The 16,495-nt window shown below is 45.8% G+C and carries 19 protein-coding genes; 3 read left to right on the top strand and 16 right to left on the bottom strand.

All coding sequences use genetic code 11. From position 1 onward, the window contains the following. Position 1 precedes the first annotated feature (1 nt). The 9 genes from METVE_RS0100795 to METVE_RS12770 all read right to left on the bottom strand — a co-directional run bounded on the left by METVE_RS0100795 (position 2) and on the right by METVE_RS12770 (position 6,588). On the bottom strand, positions 2-1,126 hold the full coding sequence (locus METVE_RS0100795) for a flagellar basal body P-ring protein FlgI (protein ID WP_020166541.1): 1,125 nt from the start codon (positions 1,124-1,126) through the stop codon (positions 2-4). 4 nt (positions 1,127-1,130) lie between these two features. Next, positions 1,131-1,904, bottom strand: coding sequence for a flagellar basal body L-ring protein FlgH (locus METVE_RS0100790; protein WP_020166540.1), 774 nt, complete (start codon positions 1,902-1,904; stop codon positions 1,131-1,133). A gap of 10 nt (positions 1,905-1,914) precedes the next feature. After that, on the bottom strand, positions 1,915-2,697 hold the full coding sequence (gene flgG / locus METVE_RS0100785; RefSeq protein ID WP_026361952.1) for a flagellar basal-body rod protein FlgG: 783 nt from the start codon (positions 2,695-2,697) through the stop codon (positions 1,915-1,917). 84 nt (positions 2,698-2,781) lie between these two features. Further along, entirely contained in the window at positions 2,782-3,522 is a 741-nt protein-coding gene (gene flgF, locus METVE_RS0100780; RefSeq protein WP_020166538.1) for a flagellar basal-body rod protein FlgF, read from the bottom strand. Positions 3,523-3,554: 32 nt separating this feature from the next. Beyond that, on the bottom strand, positions 3,555-4,790 hold the full coding sequence (gene flgE, locus METVE_RS0100775; RefSeq protein WP_020166537.1) for a flagellar hook protein FlgE: 1,236 nt from the start codon (positions 4,788-4,790) through the stop codon (positions 3,555-3,557). A 20-nt stretch (positions 4,791-4,810) separates the two neighbouring features. Next, a complete protein-coding gene (locus tag METVE_RS0100770) occupies positions 4,811-5,482 on the bottom strand; it encodes a flagellar hook assembly protein FlgD (RefSeq protein WP_020166536.1) in 672 nt (223 codons plus the stop codon). A 36-nt stretch (positions 5,483-5,518) separates the two neighbouring features. Beyond that, on the bottom strand, positions 5,519-5,926 hold the full coding sequence (gene flgC, locus METVE_RS0100765) for a flagellar basal body rod protein FlgC (protein WP_020166535.1): 408 nt from the start codon (positions 5,924-5,926) through the stop codon (positions 5,519-5,521). 45 nt (positions 5,927-5,971) lie between these two features. Continuing rightward, complete coding sequence (flgB, locus tag METVE_RS0100760) at positions 5,972-6,373, bottom strand: flagellar basal body rod protein FlgB (protein ID WP_020166534.1); 402 nt, start codon at positions 6,371-6,373, stop codon at positions 5,972-5,974. A 32-nt stretch (positions 6,374-6,405) separates the two neighbouring features. Next, positions 6,406-6,588, bottom strand: a complete 183-nt coding sequence (locus tag METVE_RS12770; RefSeq protein WP_198290334.1) for a hypothetical protein — start codon at positions 6,586-6,588, stop codon at positions 6,406-6,408. Here METVE_RS12770 and flgA point away from each other — a divergent pair, their 5' ends adjacent. The 3 genes from flgA to METVE_RS0100740 all read left to right on the top strand — a co-directional run bounded on the left by flgA (position 6,589) and on the right by METVE_RS0100740 (position 8,283). Then, positions 6,589-7,299, top strand: coding sequence for a flagellar basal body P-ring formation chaperone FlgA (gene flgA, locus METVE_RS0100750; protein ID WP_232415541.1), 711 nt, complete (start codon positions 6,589-6,591; stop codon positions 7,297-7,299). Between the two features lie 152 nt (positions 7,300-7,451). After that, complete coding sequence (flgM, locus tag METVE_RS0100745) at positions 7,452-7,754, top strand: flagellar biosynthesis anti-sigma factor FlgM (protein WP_020166531.1); 303 nt, start codon at positions 7,452-7,454, stop codon at positions 7,752-7,754. Between the two features lie 70 nt (positions 7,755-7,824). Further along, complete coding sequence (locus METVE_RS0100740) at positions 7,825-8,283, top strand: flagella synthesis protein FlgN (protein WP_020166530.1); 459 nt, start codon at positions 7,825-7,827, stop codon at positions 8,281-8,283. Between the two features lie 135 nt (positions 8,284-8,418). Here the strand turns inward: METVE_RS0100740 and motD are convergent, their stop codons facing one another. Genes motD through flhB form a run of 7 tightly spaced genes read right to left on the bottom strand, consistent with a single transcriptional unit; the run spans position 8,419 to position 16,095 of the window. Next, complete coding sequence (gene motD, locus METVE_RS0100735) at positions 8,419-9,213, bottom strand: flagellar motor protein MotD (protein ID WP_020166529.1); 795 nt, start codon at positions 9,211-9,213, stop codon at positions 8,419-8,421. Positions 9,214-9,221: 8 nt separating this feature from the next. Next, positions 9,222-9,962: a flagellar motor protein gene (locus METVE_RS0100730; protein ID WP_020166528.1), complete on the bottom strand. Its 741-nt coding sequence runs from the start codon at positions 9,960-9,962 to the stop codon at positions 9,222-9,224. Beyond that, positions 9,944-10,678, bottom strand: a complete 735-nt coding sequence (locus tag METVE_RS0100725; RefSeq protein ID WP_020168839.1) for an RNA polymerase sigma factor FliA — start codon at positions 10,676-10,678, stop codon at positions 9,944-9,946. The genes METVE_RS0100730 and METVE_RS0100725 overlap by 19 nt, the downstream gene beginning before the upstream one ends. Positions 10,679-10,686: 8 nt before the next feature. Further along, positions 10,687-11,520 (bottom strand): MinD/ParA family ATP-binding protein, encoded by an 834-nt coding sequence (locus METVE_RS0100720; RefSeq protein WP_020166527.1) that lies wholly within the window; start codon positions 11,518-11,520, stop codon positions 10,687-10,689. Next, the gene (flhF, locus tag METVE_RS0100715; RefSeq protein WP_020166526.1) at positions 11,513-12,850 is read right to left on the bottom strand and encodes a flagellar biosynthesis protein FlhF; all 1,338 of its coding nucleotides are present in this window, start codon (positions 12,848-12,850) and stop codon (positions 11,513-11,515) included. The genes METVE_RS0100720 and flhF overlap by 8 nt, the downstream gene beginning before the upstream one ends. A 3-nt stretch (positions 12,851-12,853) precedes the next feature. Next, positions 12,854-14,929, bottom strand: coding sequence for a flagellar biosynthesis protein FlhA (gene flhA / locus METVE_RS0100710; protein ID WP_020166525.1), 2,076 nt, complete (start codon positions 14,927-14,929; stop codon positions 12,854-12,856). Beyond that, positions 14,926-16,095, bottom strand: coding sequence for a flagellar biosynthesis protein FlhB (gene flhB / locus METVE_RS0100705; protein WP_020166524.1), 1,170 nt, complete (start codon positions 16,093-16,095; stop codon positions 14,926-14,928). The genes flhA and flhB overlap by 4 nt, the downstream gene beginning before the upstream one ends. Between the last annotated feature and the right edge of the window lie 400 nt (positions 16,096-16,495).

The following is a 16,495-nucleotide window of genomic DNA, read 5'->3' as shown; positions in this document are numbered from 1 at the left end:
GTTAAATAATCTCAAGCTCGGCTTTTAATGAACCGGATGCTTTCATTGCCTGCAGAATGGCCAGCAAGTCTTGCGGTGTTGCACCTATCGCGTTCAATGCTTTCACCACATCGGACAAAGAAACTGCGCTAGGAAGCATCAATACTTTGCCGGGTGCATTGTTGATTTCAATTTGGGAGACTTGTGTAGAAACCGTTCTACCCTCTGAAAACGGACCGGGTTGGCTGATTACTGGTGCGGTATTGATGACCACGGATAAATTGCCATGAGATACCGCACAACTTTCTAACATAACTGCCTGATTCATTACCACTGAACCTGTACGCGCATTTAGGATTATTTTCGCGCCACCCTTGGCTGGCATGACATTAATGGATTCCAATTTTCCCAAGAAAGCAACGCGGTCTTGAATGTTGGCCGGTGTTTGTACACGGATGACGCGACCATTCTCTGGAGTCGCAGTGTCATTGCCAAATCGTGCATTAATCGCATCAGCAACTATGCTTGCGGTAGAAAAATCTGATTCATTGAGCTCAAGATTGATGGTGCCATGCTGAGCGATGGGGTTGGGAAGTGAGCGTTCTACAGTCGCACCTGAAGAAATTCGACCAACGCCTAAATGATTGATTTGAGTTTTGCTGCCATTCGCAGAGGCGCCTACACCTCCTACAACGAGATTACCTTGCGCCATGGCATAAATCTGGTTATCGGCGCCTTTTAATGGTGTCATGAGCAAGGTGCCGCCGCGCAAACTTTTTGCGTTACCCATGGATGAAACCGTGACATCCAATGTTTGCCCGGCTTGAGCAAACGCGGGTAGGGCGCTCGTGACCATGACAGCCGCAACATTCTTCAATTGCAGATTAGTGCCTAGGGGCAGATTAACGCCCATTTGCTGCATCATGCTAATGATGCTTTGTACGGTAAAAGGTGTTTGGGTCGTTTGGTCACCGGTGCCATCCAAACCCACTACTAAGCCGTAGCCGATCAGTTGATTACTCCGTACTCCCTGAATCGAGGCCATATCTTTAAGTCGCTCGGCAAATACCGGACTTGCAAATAATAGGCTAAATAGCAAAAAGACATGCATTACTTTACTGTTTATCGTTCCGATGCGCATACTCATCTCGTTATAGCGGAATAAAGCTTAAAAAGAATCGCGTTAGAATGGAAGCGACCTGCGCAGCGTCAATGCGGCTATTAGTGCGGTATTCGATATGTGCGTCCGCAACTTGGGAAGAGGGCACTACGTTGCCTAACTTGATGTAGTCGGGGTTGACAACCCCTGAGAAACGTACAAACTCATTGCCTTTATCCAGGGCAATTTGTTTTTCGCCACTGACCACTAAATTGCCATTCGCAAGCACATCAATCACCGTGACAGAGAGCGTCCCGCTGAAAGTATTTCCAGAGTTTAGTGCGGATTTATCTTCATGCTTATTGCTGTTCGCTGCAGTGAAAGATGAATTGGGTACAACATTACCCATGAATACCCCGGCAGATGCATCAATGCTGCCAGTTTTGCTGGCCGAACTAGAACCTTGTTTTGATGCTGCTGTATTTTCGGTAATCATGATGGTGATAATGTCACCGATTGCGCGTGCGCGACGATCTTCAAAGAGCGGTTTGTACGCGGCATTATTGAAAATGCCACCATTTTTAGCTTCTAGTGGTATATAACCAGCTTTTGCCGTCATCGGTTGTTTGACTGAAGTATCGGGTGTCACCGCGCAACTGCACATGGCGACTACACTTGCACCTAGGATAAAACGAGCAATAAGACGATAGCCAGCTAACACATCACATGGAGATTTTGAGGCGTAATGGGTAACATTAGCTGACATCTTTCCGATATTGCTGAGAAAGTGCTTCAACATGTTCAATTCGATTTTTAAAAAATTCATCATATCGTGATTACATTTGAGAAAGCTTTTGTAACATCTGGTCAGAGGTCGTGATAGCTTTGCTGTTAATCTCATAAGCACGCTGCGTTTGAATCATATTCACCAGTTCTTCCACCACATTGACGTTTGATGTCTCAACATAACCTTGGGATAACAAACCTGCGCCATTACTACCGGGCGCATTCGTGCTAGGTGCACCTGAAGCTGCCGTTTCTGTATAAAGATTCTCACCTCTGGCTAATAATCCAGCCGGATTAATGAATGTAGAAAGTTGCAAAGTCCCCACTTGGGTTGTCTGTGCCGATCCCGCTTGGGTAATAGAAACTGTGCCGTCCCTTCCGATTGACATACTTTCCGCGTTGGCGGGAATGGTAATGGCGGGCTGTACGGCAAATCCGCTAGAGGTTACTAGCTGGCCTTGACTATCTATCTGGAATGAACCATCCCGTGTATAGGCAGTGCTGCCATCTGGTAACAGGATTTGGAAGAATCCTGTGCCTTGTATAGCGACATCTTTATCATTGCCTGTTTGCTGTAAGTTACCTTGGGTAAAAACGCGTTCAGTCGCAACGGGGCGCACACCGGTACCGAGCTGTAAGCCTGAGGGTGACTGGGTTTGCTGAGAAGTTTGCGCGCCAGGCTGACGGATGTTTTGATATAGCAAGTCTTCAAACACAGCGCGTGCGCGCTTGAAGCCATTCGTGCTGACGTTTGCCAAGTTATTGGCAATCACATCCATCTGCGTTTGTTGTGCGTCCAGACCGGTTTTTGAAATCCATAGTGAGCGAATCATGGTGCTTCCTTTTTTCAACACCTCGCCTGAGGCGAAGGTTAATCTTGAATAAATTGCTGCATTGAGACCATATTAATGCATGGCTTACGCAGTCAAATTGAAGAGCTGACTGGCTTTATTCGCGTTATTCTCAGCGGTTTGCATCAGTTTCATTTGTGAATCAAATTGGCGGGCAAGGCTGATCATATTCACCATAGCGTCAATCACGTTAACGTTGCTGCCTTCTAGTGAGCCTTGCACTACAGTAACGGTGGCATCGGCATCCGCTTCGCCATCTGCAGTATTGAAAAGTCCATCATCGGCGCGGACCATACTGGCCTCTTCCGGATTCACGAGCTTAAGGCGACCCACCACATTTGGTGCGGCAGAAGGCGTGACTTCTGAAATAGCTGAAATCGTGCCATCTTTGCCAATAGAGATCATAGAGTCAGGTGGAATGCTGACTGGACCGCCATCGCCTTGCACATTTAATCCAGCAGCGGTTTGTAATTGCCCGTTTTCATTGACTTTGAATGAACCATTGCGGGTATAAGCTTCAGTGCCATCATCCCGCAGGACCGCAAACCAGCCCTTGCCTTGAATGGCAACATCCAAATCGCGCCCGGTAGATTGAATGGCGCCCGGTGTCATATCCGCCCCAATTGTAGAATCTACCACCAGTGTGCGCGTGGCCAACGACTCACCCATGACAGGCATCGACCTAAAGCTGTCGATTTGCGCCCGAAAACCAGTCGATGTGGCATTGGCAAGGTTATGTGAATTAGTGGCCTGCTGATCCAGAATATGCTTCGCGCCGGTCATGGCGGTGTAAATCATACGATCCATATCATTCCCCTTATGCGAGCCTAATCATCAAGCTACTTAAGGTTCACAAGTGTTTGTAACACTTGGTCTTGCGTTTTGATGGTTTGAGCATTGGCTTGGTAAATACGCTGTGCCGTAATCATGTTGACGAGCTCTGCGGTCAGGTCCACGTTAGAGTCTTCAACTGCACTTGATTGCAAAACGCCCAAGTTTCCGGTGTTAGGCATACCGACTAAAGACGGGCCAGAATCAGCAGTTTCCGCCCAAGCATTGTTGCCTAGCGATTGCAATCCATTCGGGTTTGTGAAATTGGCTAATACTACTTGGCCTAATGTTGCAGATTGACCGTTTGTGTAGCGACCAACGATTGTGCCGTCACTGCTAAAGTTGAAACCTGATAACCGGCCTGAGGTATAACCATCCTGCGAGAGGCTATTTACACTGAAATTTGAACCATGTTGCGTGCTTTGTGAAAAATCGAGCGTGATATTAAAAGGTGTTGTAGCCCCGGTATCGACGGGAATGCTCACCGTGGGAACCGCTGGCGTAACGGTTGGGCCTAAGCCAGAACCGTTAAACACCATACTCGCCGTAGCAACTGGCGCACTTGGTGGAGTGTAGGTGATCGGGTTGCCATCCGCAGTGGTATAAACGTCCCATGCACCGGCATCGGTTTTCACAAAGAAGTTTTGCAGGATATGACTATTACCTAAGCTGTCGTATATGTTAATCGAAGTCGAGTGATGGTAAGTGGTTGGGTCAGTCGGGTCGAAATTTGCGGAGACTAGGGCAGTGCCTCTGGAGTCCAAGTTAAACAAACCGCCCACAGCGGTGGTTGATTGTGGCGCCAGATTTGCCGTGCTGATCTGCAGGTTTGCTGTACTACCGGTGGAGAGCACTCCATTTACCATGGTATAGCCGGTGAGGTTTTTACCTTGCGCATTTACAATAAAACCTTGTTTATCCAATTGGAACTGACCATTGCGTGTATAGGTGGTTGTGCCGTTATCGCTCAAGCGAAAGAAGCCGCCGCCATTAATTGCTATATCTAAAGGATTATTGGAATTGGTGACATTGCCCTGCGTAAATTGCTGTTGTACTTTAGCGACTTGAGTACCGATACCAATTTGTGACGAACCGCTACCGGTTAAGGAGCTGGCGAACACATCCGCAAATTGGGCTTGCGATTGCTTGAAGCCGACGGTGTTGGCATTGGCTACGTTATTGCCAATCACTTCCAGACTTTTGCTGGCAGCATTTAAACCACTTAAACCTTGTTGAAAACTCATGTTGCTCTCCTAATGATAAGTTAATTCTGGATTTGCTTGATTTGGCTCATGTTGACCGTGCCAAGTGATTGAAGATTGAGTTCGATGCCTAAGCTGCCGTTGTTGATGCCCACAACTTGATCATAACTGAGTGAGGTTGCGCTGGCTGACTGGCCTGCCACTTTGGCATTGACTTCGAATGTGTATTTGCCGTCATTCAAGCTATTGCCGGCATCGTTAAAACCATTCCATGACAAAGGCAAAATGCCGGCTTTTTGCGGACCCAGATTGACTTCCTTAACCAGGCTACCTGCAGCATCTTTAATTGACACGGTAAGTTGGTCGACATCGGCCGGCAGGTCGACCCCAAAGTAACTGGCGTTTTCGCTCAACCATAGGCTGTTTCCTGGCACCATCACATTGCGACCAATCATACCCGTGGCTTGAAAGGTCTGGCTGGATTGCACATTGCTGATGAGTGATTGCATCGTATTATTAAGCTTATCAATGCCCGTTACTGTAGAAAGCTGTGCAAGCTGACTGGTCATTTGCGCGTTATCCATCGGATTAAGCGGATCCTGGTTTTTCATCTGGGTGACTAATAAAGTCATAAATCGGTCTTGGGCCGCGTCTGCTGCAGAGGCGGCAGTTTTTGCCGGATTCATGGTGTTAAGCAACGTTTGCGAAACCGTGTTGTTTTGTATGGTCGTCATATAAATTTCCCGAGTTTTACCGGTTAACTTGCCCGGTTAGTTTTGGCCAATAGTGAGTGTTTTTAGAAGCATGCTTTTTGCGGCATTCATGGTGTCTACATTGTTTTGGTAAGCGCGTGATGCAGAAATCATATTGACCATTTCCTCAGTGACATTCACATTGGGCATGGCCACATAACCATTTTCATCCGCTTCAGGGTGCTTGGGGTCATACACCATTTTCGGTGGCGCGGTATCTTCGATTACTTGAGAGACTTTCACGCCCTGTGCATCCGCTGAGTTCATCTGCACGGCACTGAACATGACTTGCTTTGCCTTATATGGCTGGCCATTGACGCCCGTAGTGCTGTCAGCGTTCGCTAAATTACTGGCTACTACATTGAGACGCTGCGACTGCGCGCTCATGGCAGATCCGGCGATATTAAATACATTCAATAAAGACATAAAAAATCCTCGTAATTTTCGAACTGGGGTTTAGTCTTTTAGGCTTTAACCCTGTATCGCGCTCATTAAACCTTTGATTTTTGCGTTCAGCATGGTGAGGCTCGCTTCATACCGCAGTGCGTTATCCGTAAACTGGTTTCGCTCTACATCCATGTCCACCGTGTTGCCGTCGATACTGCTTTGTACTTCTTTGCGATACAGCGCATGGGACAAGCTGCTTTCCAGTGCGTTTCCGGGCAGGTGCTGGGTAGCGGTATTGGTAAGCGTTGCACTATTAGCATCATTGCCATTTAAGGCATCTGCCATTGCCTGGCTGAAATCAATATCACGGGCTTTGTAATTAGGCGTATCTGCATTGGCGATATTCGCTGCCAGCAGCTCCTGACGCTGTGCACGTACGCGTAAAGAAGATTGATGAAAATTCAGTGTCGCATCTAATGCATTCATTCTGATACCTCCGTAAACCAGGCTAAAGTTTCTTAACTTAATGCCGTTAATGAGAATGAGGCAAAGTGTAGGATGTTTTCATGCACATCAATTGCGTGATTAGAAGGGTATTGTTGAGCTTTTTCTGGAAATAGCTTGCTTGCCTCGCGCGTAGAATGCAGCTTATGATTTTCTACTAAGGCATGAACGACATGCATTGCAAATCGAGTAAACATTTGATTAAGGTAGCCATTGTAAGCTTGCTCACAGGTACATTTCCCTATGTGCAGGCGCAAGAAGTAGGGCGCGAAAATACTGTTTTTCAAAAACAGGATATTTCAGTATTAAAGCTGCGAGCAGAGGATTTTTTAAAGCGAGAGTCCAATGGACATCCCGGCGAAGTGAATGTGAATGTGACCGTCATTGATCGCAATCTTAAGTTAGCGCAATGCCCAAATCCCGAAGTGTCACTGCCGACTGGCAGTCGGGCGTGGGGTAAAACCAGCATGGTGATTAGCTGCGTGGCGCCTAAATGGACCATATACGTGCCAGCGACAGTAAGCGTAATCGCGGAGTACTATGTTGCGGCTATGCCGCTCTCGCAAGGGCATGTCATGATGCATAGCGATCTGCTGAAAATGAAGGGCGACCTTACAACATTACCCGCAGGCATCTTTACAGATGCGAATCAGGTGATTGGACGAACGGTCAGTGTTTCGTTGTTATCTGGCACCGTATTGAAGCAAGAAATGTTGAAAGTGCCGACGGTGATACAGCAAGGCCAAACCGTCACCTTGAAAACGGTTCGCGCTGGTTTCGAAGTCTCTACCGAAGCAAAAGCCTTGAACAACGCAGCAGATGGGCAAGCGGTACAAGTTAAAGTGGTCAACGGTGAAGTGATTGCCGGAATAGCAAGAAACGGTGGCCAAGTTGAGGTTGCTTTCTAGCGCTATTTGAATAAATCATCGTTAATTGTATTAAATGAGTCATATTGAGATCAAGATAGCTAAAGTTTGATCAAACATAGCCGATAAAAGATTATGATTAAATCATTTGGCACATTTAAAATGATTAACAACCTAAATTTGAGGGCAAAAAAATGAAGATTAATGACTCCGTACAAAAGAGCTTAGTACTCGGTACTGATAAATCTGATAATAAAGCTGCAAAAAAGCCTGACACAGCTACACCGGCGAAGGCCTCTGGCACCGTGACTTTATCACCGATGTCGACTAAGCTGCAGTCGTTGGAAGCTAAAGTCGCTGCAGATAATGTCTATGATGCTGAAAAAGTGGAATCAATCAAATTGGCGATCAAGAATGGTCAATTTAATGTGAGCGCTGAAAAAGTCGCAGACGGATTGATCAATAGCGTCAAAGATTTTTTACAGGCAAATCGCTAGTACTCCTTGTTGCGAGTTTCATTAGTAGCAAGTAAGTTTTGACTGTGTAATATTACTGAAAAGGTTAAGCATGAAAACTTTAGTTTCGTTTGTTTTAGAAGCAGAGCTTGCTAATAAATTACTGAGTTTGCTAGAAAGTGAGCAGTCGGCACTTATGACTTTTGAAGTAGATGCAATGGAAGCACTGCTGGAAGAAAAGTCTCTACTGTTGAACAACCTCAGTCACTGTTCCAAACAACGCTATCAAGTGCTGGCAGACAATGGTTATGAAGCCAGTGAATCTGGCATGAAAAACTGGCTGAGTAAAAATCCTAATACGCAACTGCACACATCTTGGCAGTCATTCCAAAACACACTATCCCTCAGCAAAGAAGCTAATCGCGTTAACGGTGTTTTGGTGACGAAACAATTCAACCGCAACCAGCAAATGCTTAATGCCTTGCAAGGTCCCAACGCAGCCACGAAGTTTTATGGCCCTAATGGTCAAACAGCTAATAGCAGCGCAATGCGAAATGGAATTGTTGCTTAAATACCAAGAGCAATACTCGAAAGAAATATGCATTGATAACCTCTGCTTAAGAGGTTTTTTATTTTTTTCTCATTGATAATTGGCCTTTGACAGAATCCCCTGCAACTTTAAAGATCAACTCTATGTGGTATCAATTCAATGTGTAGGAAGGATTTCAGAACCTTCGGATGGATTAGGGTTTGCATAAAGCAATGTCATGGAAACCCGCCGATTTTTGGCTCGGCCTTCTACGGTGTTGTTGTCGGCCAATGGCCTAGAAGCGCCGTAGCCCACTGCACTTAAACGCGGCTCTTCGATATCATTCATAACGAACATCCGCACTAAAGTGCTGGCCCGTACTGCTGAAAGCTCCCAGTTGGAAAAGAATTCCACATTGTGGATGGGTAGATTGTCGGTGTGACCTTCAATTTGCAGCCGATGATGGTCAGCTGCGAGTCCGTGAGCAATCTCTTGTAAAAGCTTAGTTGAAGAGGGTGCCAATGCTGCCGATCCAGGCGCAAAAAGGATGCTATCGCTAATTTCGATGCGTATCCCTTCATTGTTCTGTATCACACGTAGTTGACCCGCTTTAATTAAAGGTGAAAGGGTATTTGCAAGATTGATTGCAATACCCGTCATATTTTCACGCTCTTTGCGTAAACGCTCATGCTTAAGTTTATTTAACGGTAAACCGGGTAAATCAAGCGAGCTGTTTGCCGGACCACTTCGCACAGTTTCGGAGAGTGGCGTTTTATTAAGGGCTGAGTTCTGCTGTCCAAATGCGTTGTTTAATGAGCTGGTTAAATCGCGATATTTATTCTGATTTACTGTAGAAAGCGCATACATCACTACAAAAAAGGCAAACAATAGCGTAATGAAATCCGCGTAGGAAACAAGCCAGCGATCGTGGTTCTCGGCTTCTTCTTCATGAAATCTACGTCTTAAGCCCATAGAACCCCCTAACGAATATAGCTCTGCATGCGTTCTTCAATCACTTGCGGATGCTCACCATTCGCAATCGACATCATGCCCGCCAATATCATTTCGCGACGGGTAGTTTCAATATTCAACAACATGCGTAATTTGTTAGCGATGGGTAAAAACACCAAGTTGGCCAAGCCGACGCCATAAATGGTTGCTACAAAGGCAACAGCGATGCCGCTACCCAATAAATTAGGATCGGAAAGGTTCTCCATCACATGGATCAACCCAAGGACCGCGCCCAAAATCCCGACAGTGGGTGCGTAACCGCCCGCCGCATCCCAGATGCGAATAGCGCTACGTTCACTCATTTCATAGTTTTCGATATCAATGGAGAAAATTTCCCGTAATTTGTTGGGTGGCGTACCGTCAATCACATGTCGCAACCCTTTTCTTAAAAAAATATCCTGTTCAACTTTTAGATGATTTTCCAAAGTTAAAACACCCTCTTTACGCGCGATGTGTCCCCAAGCGCTCAATTTTCGCTGGAGAGTTTTCCTGTTATCAGCAGGCGTGACGATAATACATTTTAATAATGTAATACCATGAAAAAAGGTAGGAAGTTTAGTTTGCAGCATGACCGAGCCAACGGTGCCGCAGCAGACGATCACGAATGCAGCTGGTTGCAGCAAGGAAGCAATATTGCCACCTTCAATGCTTTGTCCTAATGCGATACCGCCAAGGGCGATAACAATGCCGACTAAACTACCCCAGTCCACGATTGCTCCTTAAGGCTGGCGCGCAATCTTGCAACAGATTGGCTGTGTAATTGAGAAACGCGCGATTCCGATACATTCATGATCGCGCCAATTTCTTTTAAGTTAAGTTCTTGCTCGTAGTAAAGCCCCATCAGCATTTTTTCACGGTCTGGCAGGCTTTCAATGGCATTGATCACAGCGTCCCTGAAATCAGTGGAAAGCAAGGCCTGGATAGGGTCTTGTGAAGAGCCATCCATATAACGATCCAGGAAACTTTCGCCACCGTCTTCATTACCAAAATCCTCATAGTAAATAAGTTGATGGCCGCCGCAATCCCCAAGCATCAAGTGATAGTCCTCAATACTTAACTCAAGATATTGAGCGACTTCACCCTCGGTCGGGGAGCGGCTTAACTTTTGCTCAAGCTTCTGAATGGCTGTTTCCACATCGCGCATGTTTTTACGCATGCTGCGAGGCAACCAGTCACTGCTCCGGAGTTCATCCAGCATGGCGCCCCGAACTCTCTGGGAGGCATAAGTGACAAACTGGGCACCATGATTATCCTCGTAGCGATTCACGGCATCTAACAGCCCCATCATGCCCACTTGTATCAAATCATCAAGCTCTACGCTGGCCGGCAGTTTGGCTTTGAGTTGATAGGCAATTTTCTTAACCAAGGCTGAGTTTTGCATCAGCAATGTGTTTTTGGAGTCTGGTTTATCAGCGTACGTTAACATGGCGCATCCTAAATCATTGTGTTTGTATCAAAGGTAGTAAACGGAGGATCCTGCCTTAGAAGGCGTTTGGAAAGCTCTCGATAGGTTTTTGCAATTACGGTAGTGGGGAATGCGTCTACGACACTGCGACCCATTTTGTAAGCTTGGTTCATATGTTCATCGGTAGGAACGTAGCCCATGTATTCAAGTTCTATGCCTAGAAAGCGCATGGCTACCGCGGCAATGTTATTGAACACAATGTCTGAGTTTTTGGCGGTATTACCATGGACTAAAATTCCGAAATCACGCTTCCCTAGTGTGCTATGCAGTTGCTTGATCAAGCTATAAGCCTGTTTAATGGACGCCGATTTTTGATTCATCTGGATGATAATGACGCCATCGTTTAATAGCTGCAAAGGCAAGCTTTGATTGGCATTGACCTTGGTTTCCACCATGACGATGTCATGCGATTTTGCGAGCAAAGTGATGTATTCGCTAAGCTGTGGCCCTAACTCAGGGTTCATTTTCCCAGTGTGACCTAGCCAACTGGAAGTAAAGTCGCTTCTTAATGTGCTAATGGCTTCTTTAAGCGGTTTTTGCGCTCGCATCACGTCAATGAGGCATGGTTTATTCAATAACCCATAATATTTCAAGGTGTCGATGTCATCATCTGCCCCATAAATAATGTGGGCTTTACCACCGTCTAGCTTAAACGAAGCAGCTAGGTTACCCAGTATCCGGTGTAATTCATTGGCACTGCCAGCGGTATTCCCAAGGGCCGATAGTATTGAAATGATTCTGGGCTGCGCGCGCACCATGATACGACGTAAACCTGCGGCCTGATCTAAATGCAAACTAGCCATGTGATAGCTCCCTTGCCATATTATGGGTTGATAAGTTTGCTAGATTTGCCATCAAGCTAGGCAACTCGATTTGCTGAATTCCGTAGATATCTTGCTTTGCTGTGCCCAATTTAAAAGCATGCTGTAACAGTTTTTGCTTATCGGCTAAATTCAGATCTTCCGGAACCCGCTGACCATTAGCGACGTAATATAAACTGAGTTTTTCACGAATAATGATGTCCAGTGCACCGCCGATAGTCGCGGCTTCATCTAGCTTAGTCATGATGGCGCCATCTAAACCTTGTCCTTTGTAGGCACGTGCCACATCGCTTAAGGTTTCCCCTGTGCAAGTTGCATTCAGGCACAGCAGTTTTTTGATGTTATTGTCCGCGCCGTGCAACATAGCAATCTGCTGGGCCACCATTTTGTCTCGCTGACTCACGCCTACGGTATCGATGAGGATCGTATGCTTGCCTTTCAATTCCTGTAGCGCAAGTTTTAGATCGGCTTGATCTTTGACCGCATGTACCATTACACCTAAGATTTTTCCGTAGATACGCAACTGTTCATGTCCGCCGATACGATAAGCATCTGTGGTAATTAAGGCGAGATTTTTTGCGCCATGTTTCATGACATAGCGGGCGGCGAGCTTGGCAGTGGTGGTCGTTTTACCCACGCCAGTGGGGCCAATCAGCGCGAATACACCACCATCATCTAATAGCTGACTCTCATTGGTTATAGCATTGAAATTGCGAGCGAGCACGTTATGCAGCCACTTCACAGCATCTGGAGTATTTTTAAAACTAGGCGCTTTCTCTGCGATGTATCTAGAAAGGGAAGCGCTAAATCCTGCTGAAATCATGTGGGTTAACAATTTTGATTTTATTGGGTCACGCTGTTGAATATTATTCCAGGACATTTCGGTCAGTTGTGACTGCAACATTTCACGCATGCTTTGCAATTCATTCTTGATGTAGTCAATCTCACTAGCATGCGTAGATTGTTGTTTCATCGTCTGACGGGGCTCAGGAATATATTTATCAAACTCTACAGGACCCTGATCTGCCATCTCTAGCGGGTGTTGCGCAAGATTCTCATCGCCATGATTTTTTCGGGTCAAAATGTCAATTTGCTTTTGGCTGTTTGAACTCAGCGCGACACTCGGTAAAGGTTTTGTTAGGGTATTCTGAGCTACGATCATCTGATCCATATCCTGCTCTTTCACCGCTAAGATCTCGGTACCACCATCCACCGCCCGATTGGACAATATGACAGCTTCCTCACCTAAAGCGAGTCGAACCTGGCTTAAAGCTTCGCGCGAGTTTCTGGCAAAAAATCTTTTAATGTTCATAACTTAACCTCCAATTAGGCTGTTAACACGTATTGTTTTTGAATCAGGTAATTCTTCATGCGCAAGTACGCACAAGTTTGGAATCAAACGACGTAAGAATTTGGATAAAGACTGTCTCAATGCACCCGGTACCAACAGGATAGGGGGCATTCCAAGTTGTTCCTGCTCTCTGGCGGCTTGTTCGGTTTCGCGAGACAATGTTTCAGCAAGTCCTGGCTCGATAATCGGGCCGCCCGCGGGGTTGGATTGCATCGCCTGCATCAATATTTTTTCTAGATTGTTATCCAGCGACATAACGGTCACTTCATTGCTGTTCGGGAAAAGTTGCTGAACAATCGCGCGGCCTAACTGGATACGGACTAGGCTCGTCAGATCATTTATATCTTGTGTGCGTGACGCATGTTCAGACAAGGTTTCTATAATTGTGCGCATATCGCGGATATGGACACGCTCAGCTAGCAGGTTTTGCAATACCTTTTGTACTACTGCCAAAGGTAATAACTTAGGCACCAAGTCCTCAATCAGCTTAGGTGAGTCTTGGCCGATATAGTCCAATAACTGTTGAACTTCTTGGCGACCTAACAATTCCGATGCATATATCGTAATAATATGATTCAGGTGCGTTGCAATGACTGTTCCAGCATCTACAACGGTATAGCCTAGTGTTTGGGCTTGGTCGCGCAAATCAGCTTCCACCCAAACTGCCGGCAGGCCAAAAGCAGGGTCTGTTGTAATGGCGCCCGGCAATGCACCAGCGACCATGCCAGGGTTGATGGCAAGGAATTGATTGGCATGCGATTCTCCTTTTGCGACTTCCACGCCTTTTAAGGTAATGCGGTATTCCGAGGGTTTAAGTTCCAAATTGTCGCGAATATGGATAGGCGGGGAGAGGAAGCCAACCTCCTGTGCGAATTTCTTACGGATGCCTTTGATACGTTTGAGCAACTCGCCACCTTGACCTTTATCCACCAATGGAATTAAGCGGTAGCCGACTTCCAGGCCAATCACATCGACTGGTAATACGTCGTTCCAGCTCGCTTCTTCCATCTCGCTAGGCACTTCGACGGTAGCTTCTTCAGGCGCAGCGGATTTTTCCATGCGTGATTTTTCTATAAAGTATGCGATGCCAGCCAGTACACCAGCCAAGAGTAAAAAGGCAAAATGTGGCATACCGGGAATGATACCCATGCTACCGACAATCCCCGCGGTGAGATAAAGCACTTTGGGGTTTGAGAATAATTGGTTGACTAATTGATTGCCGATATCTTGTTCATCTGCAACACGTGATACGACTAAACCTGCTGCAACCGAAATAATCAGCGAAGGAATTTGTGCCACCAAGCCATCACCAATCGCCAAAAGCGTGTAGTTTTTCACGGCTTCGGCAAAAGCCAGATCATGTTGCACCATACCTACAATCAAGCCGCCGACGATATTGATGATAATGACCAAAATGCCCGCAATCGCATCCCCACGCACATACTTACTGGCACCATCCATTGCGCCATAGAATTCCGATTCCTGCCCTACTTCGGTACGACGACGGCGCGCTTCGTCTTCGCCGATCAAGCCTGCATTTAAATCTGCATCAATCGCCATCTGTTTACCAGGCATGGCATCCAGGGTGAATCTTGCGCCAACCTCGGCAATACGGCCAGCCCCCTTAGTCACCACCGTAAAGTTGATGATTGTTAGGATAACGAATACTACGATACCCACGGTATAGTTGCCGCCAATCAAGAAATGGCCAAAAGCTTCAATGACTTTACCTGCGGCATCCGGGCCGCTATGACCATCCGTCAATACAATACGTGTAGAAGCTACGTTTAATGATAAGCGCAGCATGGTCGTCATGAGCAATACACTAGGGAACGCTATGAAATCCAGGGGTTTTGATGTATGCAAGCCAATCATCAATACCAGAATTGAAAGCGCGATATTGAAAGTAAAGAGGATGTCTAAAACGATAGGGGGCAAAGGCAATATCATCATTGCCAATAGCATCACAATCAATAATGGCGCTGCAGTGCTTTTTGTTGCAAGACCAGCCAGCCACGGAGGTAATGTCAGTTGGCTCATACACTCACTCCTTGTAATTGTTCTGCACTCATCTCTTCATGCGGATCTAATCCGCTCGGAATATCCAAAGCTTTGGAAAGAGTAGGCATCAAGCCACCGTCTTTCTTGAAAATGCGCATTTGGAATACATAAGCCAATACTTCAGCCACAGCCGAATATAACGTCTCAGGAATTTCATCGCCCAGTTCAGTATGCGCATACAGTGCACGCGCCAATTTAGGTGACTCTAAGGTCATGATGTGATGTTCACTGGCAATTTCACGTATTTTCAAGGCAACAGCATCTGCACCTTTAGCAATCACTTTGGGTGCGCGCATGCTGTCATCAGCATATTTAATGGCCACTGCGTAATGCGTAGGGTTGGTAATGACCACATCCGCTTTAGGAATTTCTGACATCATGCGACGTCTCGCCATTTCTCTTTGCTGCTGGCGAATACGTGCCTTGATTTGAGGATTGCCTTCTGATTCTTTCGCTTCCTGTTTGACTTCCTCTTTTGTCATTTTGAGTTTATCGGCATAGTGTTTGAGCTGATAGGGCACATCAATAACAGCAATCAATATCAAGGAAGCGACGATCATTAAAAAAGCCTTGAGCAGCAGACTTGCGGTTGCACCGATGGCTTCATCCACGGGTAATTGTGAAAGTGAAAGCATATGATCCAGATTGGCTTTGATCACAAGATATGCCACGCCGCCGACTAAAAGTGATTTAGCGACCGACTTAACGATCTCAACAGCTGAATTTTTTGATATCAGATTAGACAGGCCACGAATCGGATTGAGTTTGCTGAATTTAGGCATTAAAGCTTTGCCACTCATTAACCAGCCTCCAATTAACGCGGGTGAGGCAATCGCTACGATGATGATTAAAAGTGCGAGCGGAGCAAAGGCAATCATTAGGCTCAAAATCGAATCGGCGATTCTACTCAATAGAAATGTCGGATCAAACGCCGCTTGTCTTTCTAAATGCAGTAATCCACTCATGTTAGATTTAAGCGCGGTATTAATTGGCTGACCCAGCACAGAAAAACCTACGCCGGTAGCGAATAGCACAGTACAGGTCGCCAGTTCGCGTGAGCGGGGGACGTCGCCTTCTTCGCGTGCTTTCTCAAGCCGCTTGGCGGAGGCTTCTTCTGTTTTTTCTAAATCGCTATCTTCAGCCACTTTATTTCCTATGATCCAATCTTTTGTGTTTTAAGACGCATGAAGTGTATTGGAATGACATGGCTGCCATTATTGGTCAGCAATCTTTAGTTAGATTTCGGGAATAAGGGGGTGAAAATACGGTTAATCCTAAAGTTTTTTGAAATTCTGCCGATAAGGCACCAAGGAAACGCTGTATGAAAAACAAGAAAAGGGAGTGCAAAAGAAATTATTTAAAAATATTTTGTTTTTTTAGCTAATAAAATCATTAAGTTAAAAAATTATTCAAAATATTTTTTGTTTAACCCTAAAGTTTTTTAAATGCTTGCCGATAAGATATTTATAGAAAATTTATGATGGAAAATTATTTTTAAGCAGAAATAAAATTAAATTTCAATGAAACATTCGTTTCGTTATCAAA

This window comes from Methylotenera versatilis 79 (genome assembly GCF_000384375.1).
In the GTDB taxonomy this organism is placed as follows: Bacteria; Pseudomonadota; Gammaproteobacteria; order Burkholderiales; family Methylophilaceae; genus Methylotenera_A; species Methylotenera_A versatilis_B.
Note: the sequence above shows the minus strand (reverse complement) of the source record. Positions and strands in the feature narration are given on the sequence as shown.

Excerpts from the sequence above, each read along its gene's own strand:
- METVE_RS0100795 (WP_020166541.1), bottom strand. The coding sequence starts at position 1,126 with ATGAGTATGCGCATCGGAACGATAAACAGTAAAGTAATGCATGTCTTT.
- METVE_RS0100790 (WP_020166540.1), bottom strand. The coding sequence starts at position 1,904 with ATGAATTTTTTAAAAATCGAATTGAACATGTTGAAGCACTTTCTCAGC.
- flgG (WP_026361952.1), bottom strand. The coding sequence starts at position 2,697 with ATGATTCGCTCACTATGGATTTCAAAAACCGGTCTGGACGCACAACAA.
- flgF (WP_020166538.1), bottom strand. The coding sequence starts at position 3,522 with ATGGATCGTATGATTTACACCGCCATGACCGGCGCGAAGCATATTCTG.
- flgE (WP_020166537.1), bottom strand. The coding sequence starts at position 4,790 with ATGAGTTTTCAACAAGGTTTAAGTGGTTTAAATGCTGCCAGCAAAAGT.
- METVE_RS0100770 (WP_020166536.1), bottom strand. The coding sequence starts at position 5,482 with ATGACGACCATACAAAACAACACGGTTTCGCAAACGTTGCTTAACACC.
- flgC (WP_020166535.1), bottom strand. The coding sequence starts at position 5,926 with ATGTCTTTATTGAATGTATTTAATATCGCCGGATCTGCCATGAGCGCG.
- flgB (WP_020166534.1), bottom strand. The coding sequence starts at position 6,373 with ATGAATGCATTAGATGCGACACTGAATTTTCATCAATCTTCTTTACGC.
- METVE_RS12770 (WP_198290334.1), bottom strand. The coding sequence starts at position 6,588 with ATGTTTACTCGATTTGCAATGCATGTCGTTCATGCCTTAGTAGAAAAT.
- flgM (WP_020166531.1), top strand. The coding sequence starts at position 7,452 with ATGAAGATTAATGACTCCGTACAAAAGAGCTTAGTACTCGGTACTGAT.
- METVE_RS0100740 (WP_020166530.1), top strand. The coding sequence starts at position 7,825 with ATGAAAACTTTAGTTTCGTTTGTTTTAGAAGCAGAGCTTGCTAATAAA.
- motD (WP_020166529.1), bottom strand. The coding sequence starts at position 9,213 with ATGGGCTTAAGACGTAGATTTCATGAAGAAGAAGCCGAGAACCACGAT.
- METVE_RS0100725 (WP_020168839.1), bottom strand. The coding sequence starts at position 10,678 with ATGTTAACGTACGCTGATAAACCAGACTCCAAAAACACATTGCTGATG.
- METVE_RS0100720 (WP_020166527.1), bottom strand. The coding sequence starts at position 11,520 with ATGGCTAGTTTGCATTTAGATCAGGCCGCAGGTTTACGTCGTATCATG.
- flhF (WP_020166526.1), bottom strand. The coding sequence starts at position 12,850 with ATGAACATTAAAAGATTTTTTGCCAGAAACTCGCGCGAAGCTTTAAGC.
- flhA (WP_020166525.1), bottom strand. The coding sequence starts at position 14,929 with ATGAGCCAACTGACATTACCTCCGTGGCTGGCTGGTCTTGCAACAAAA.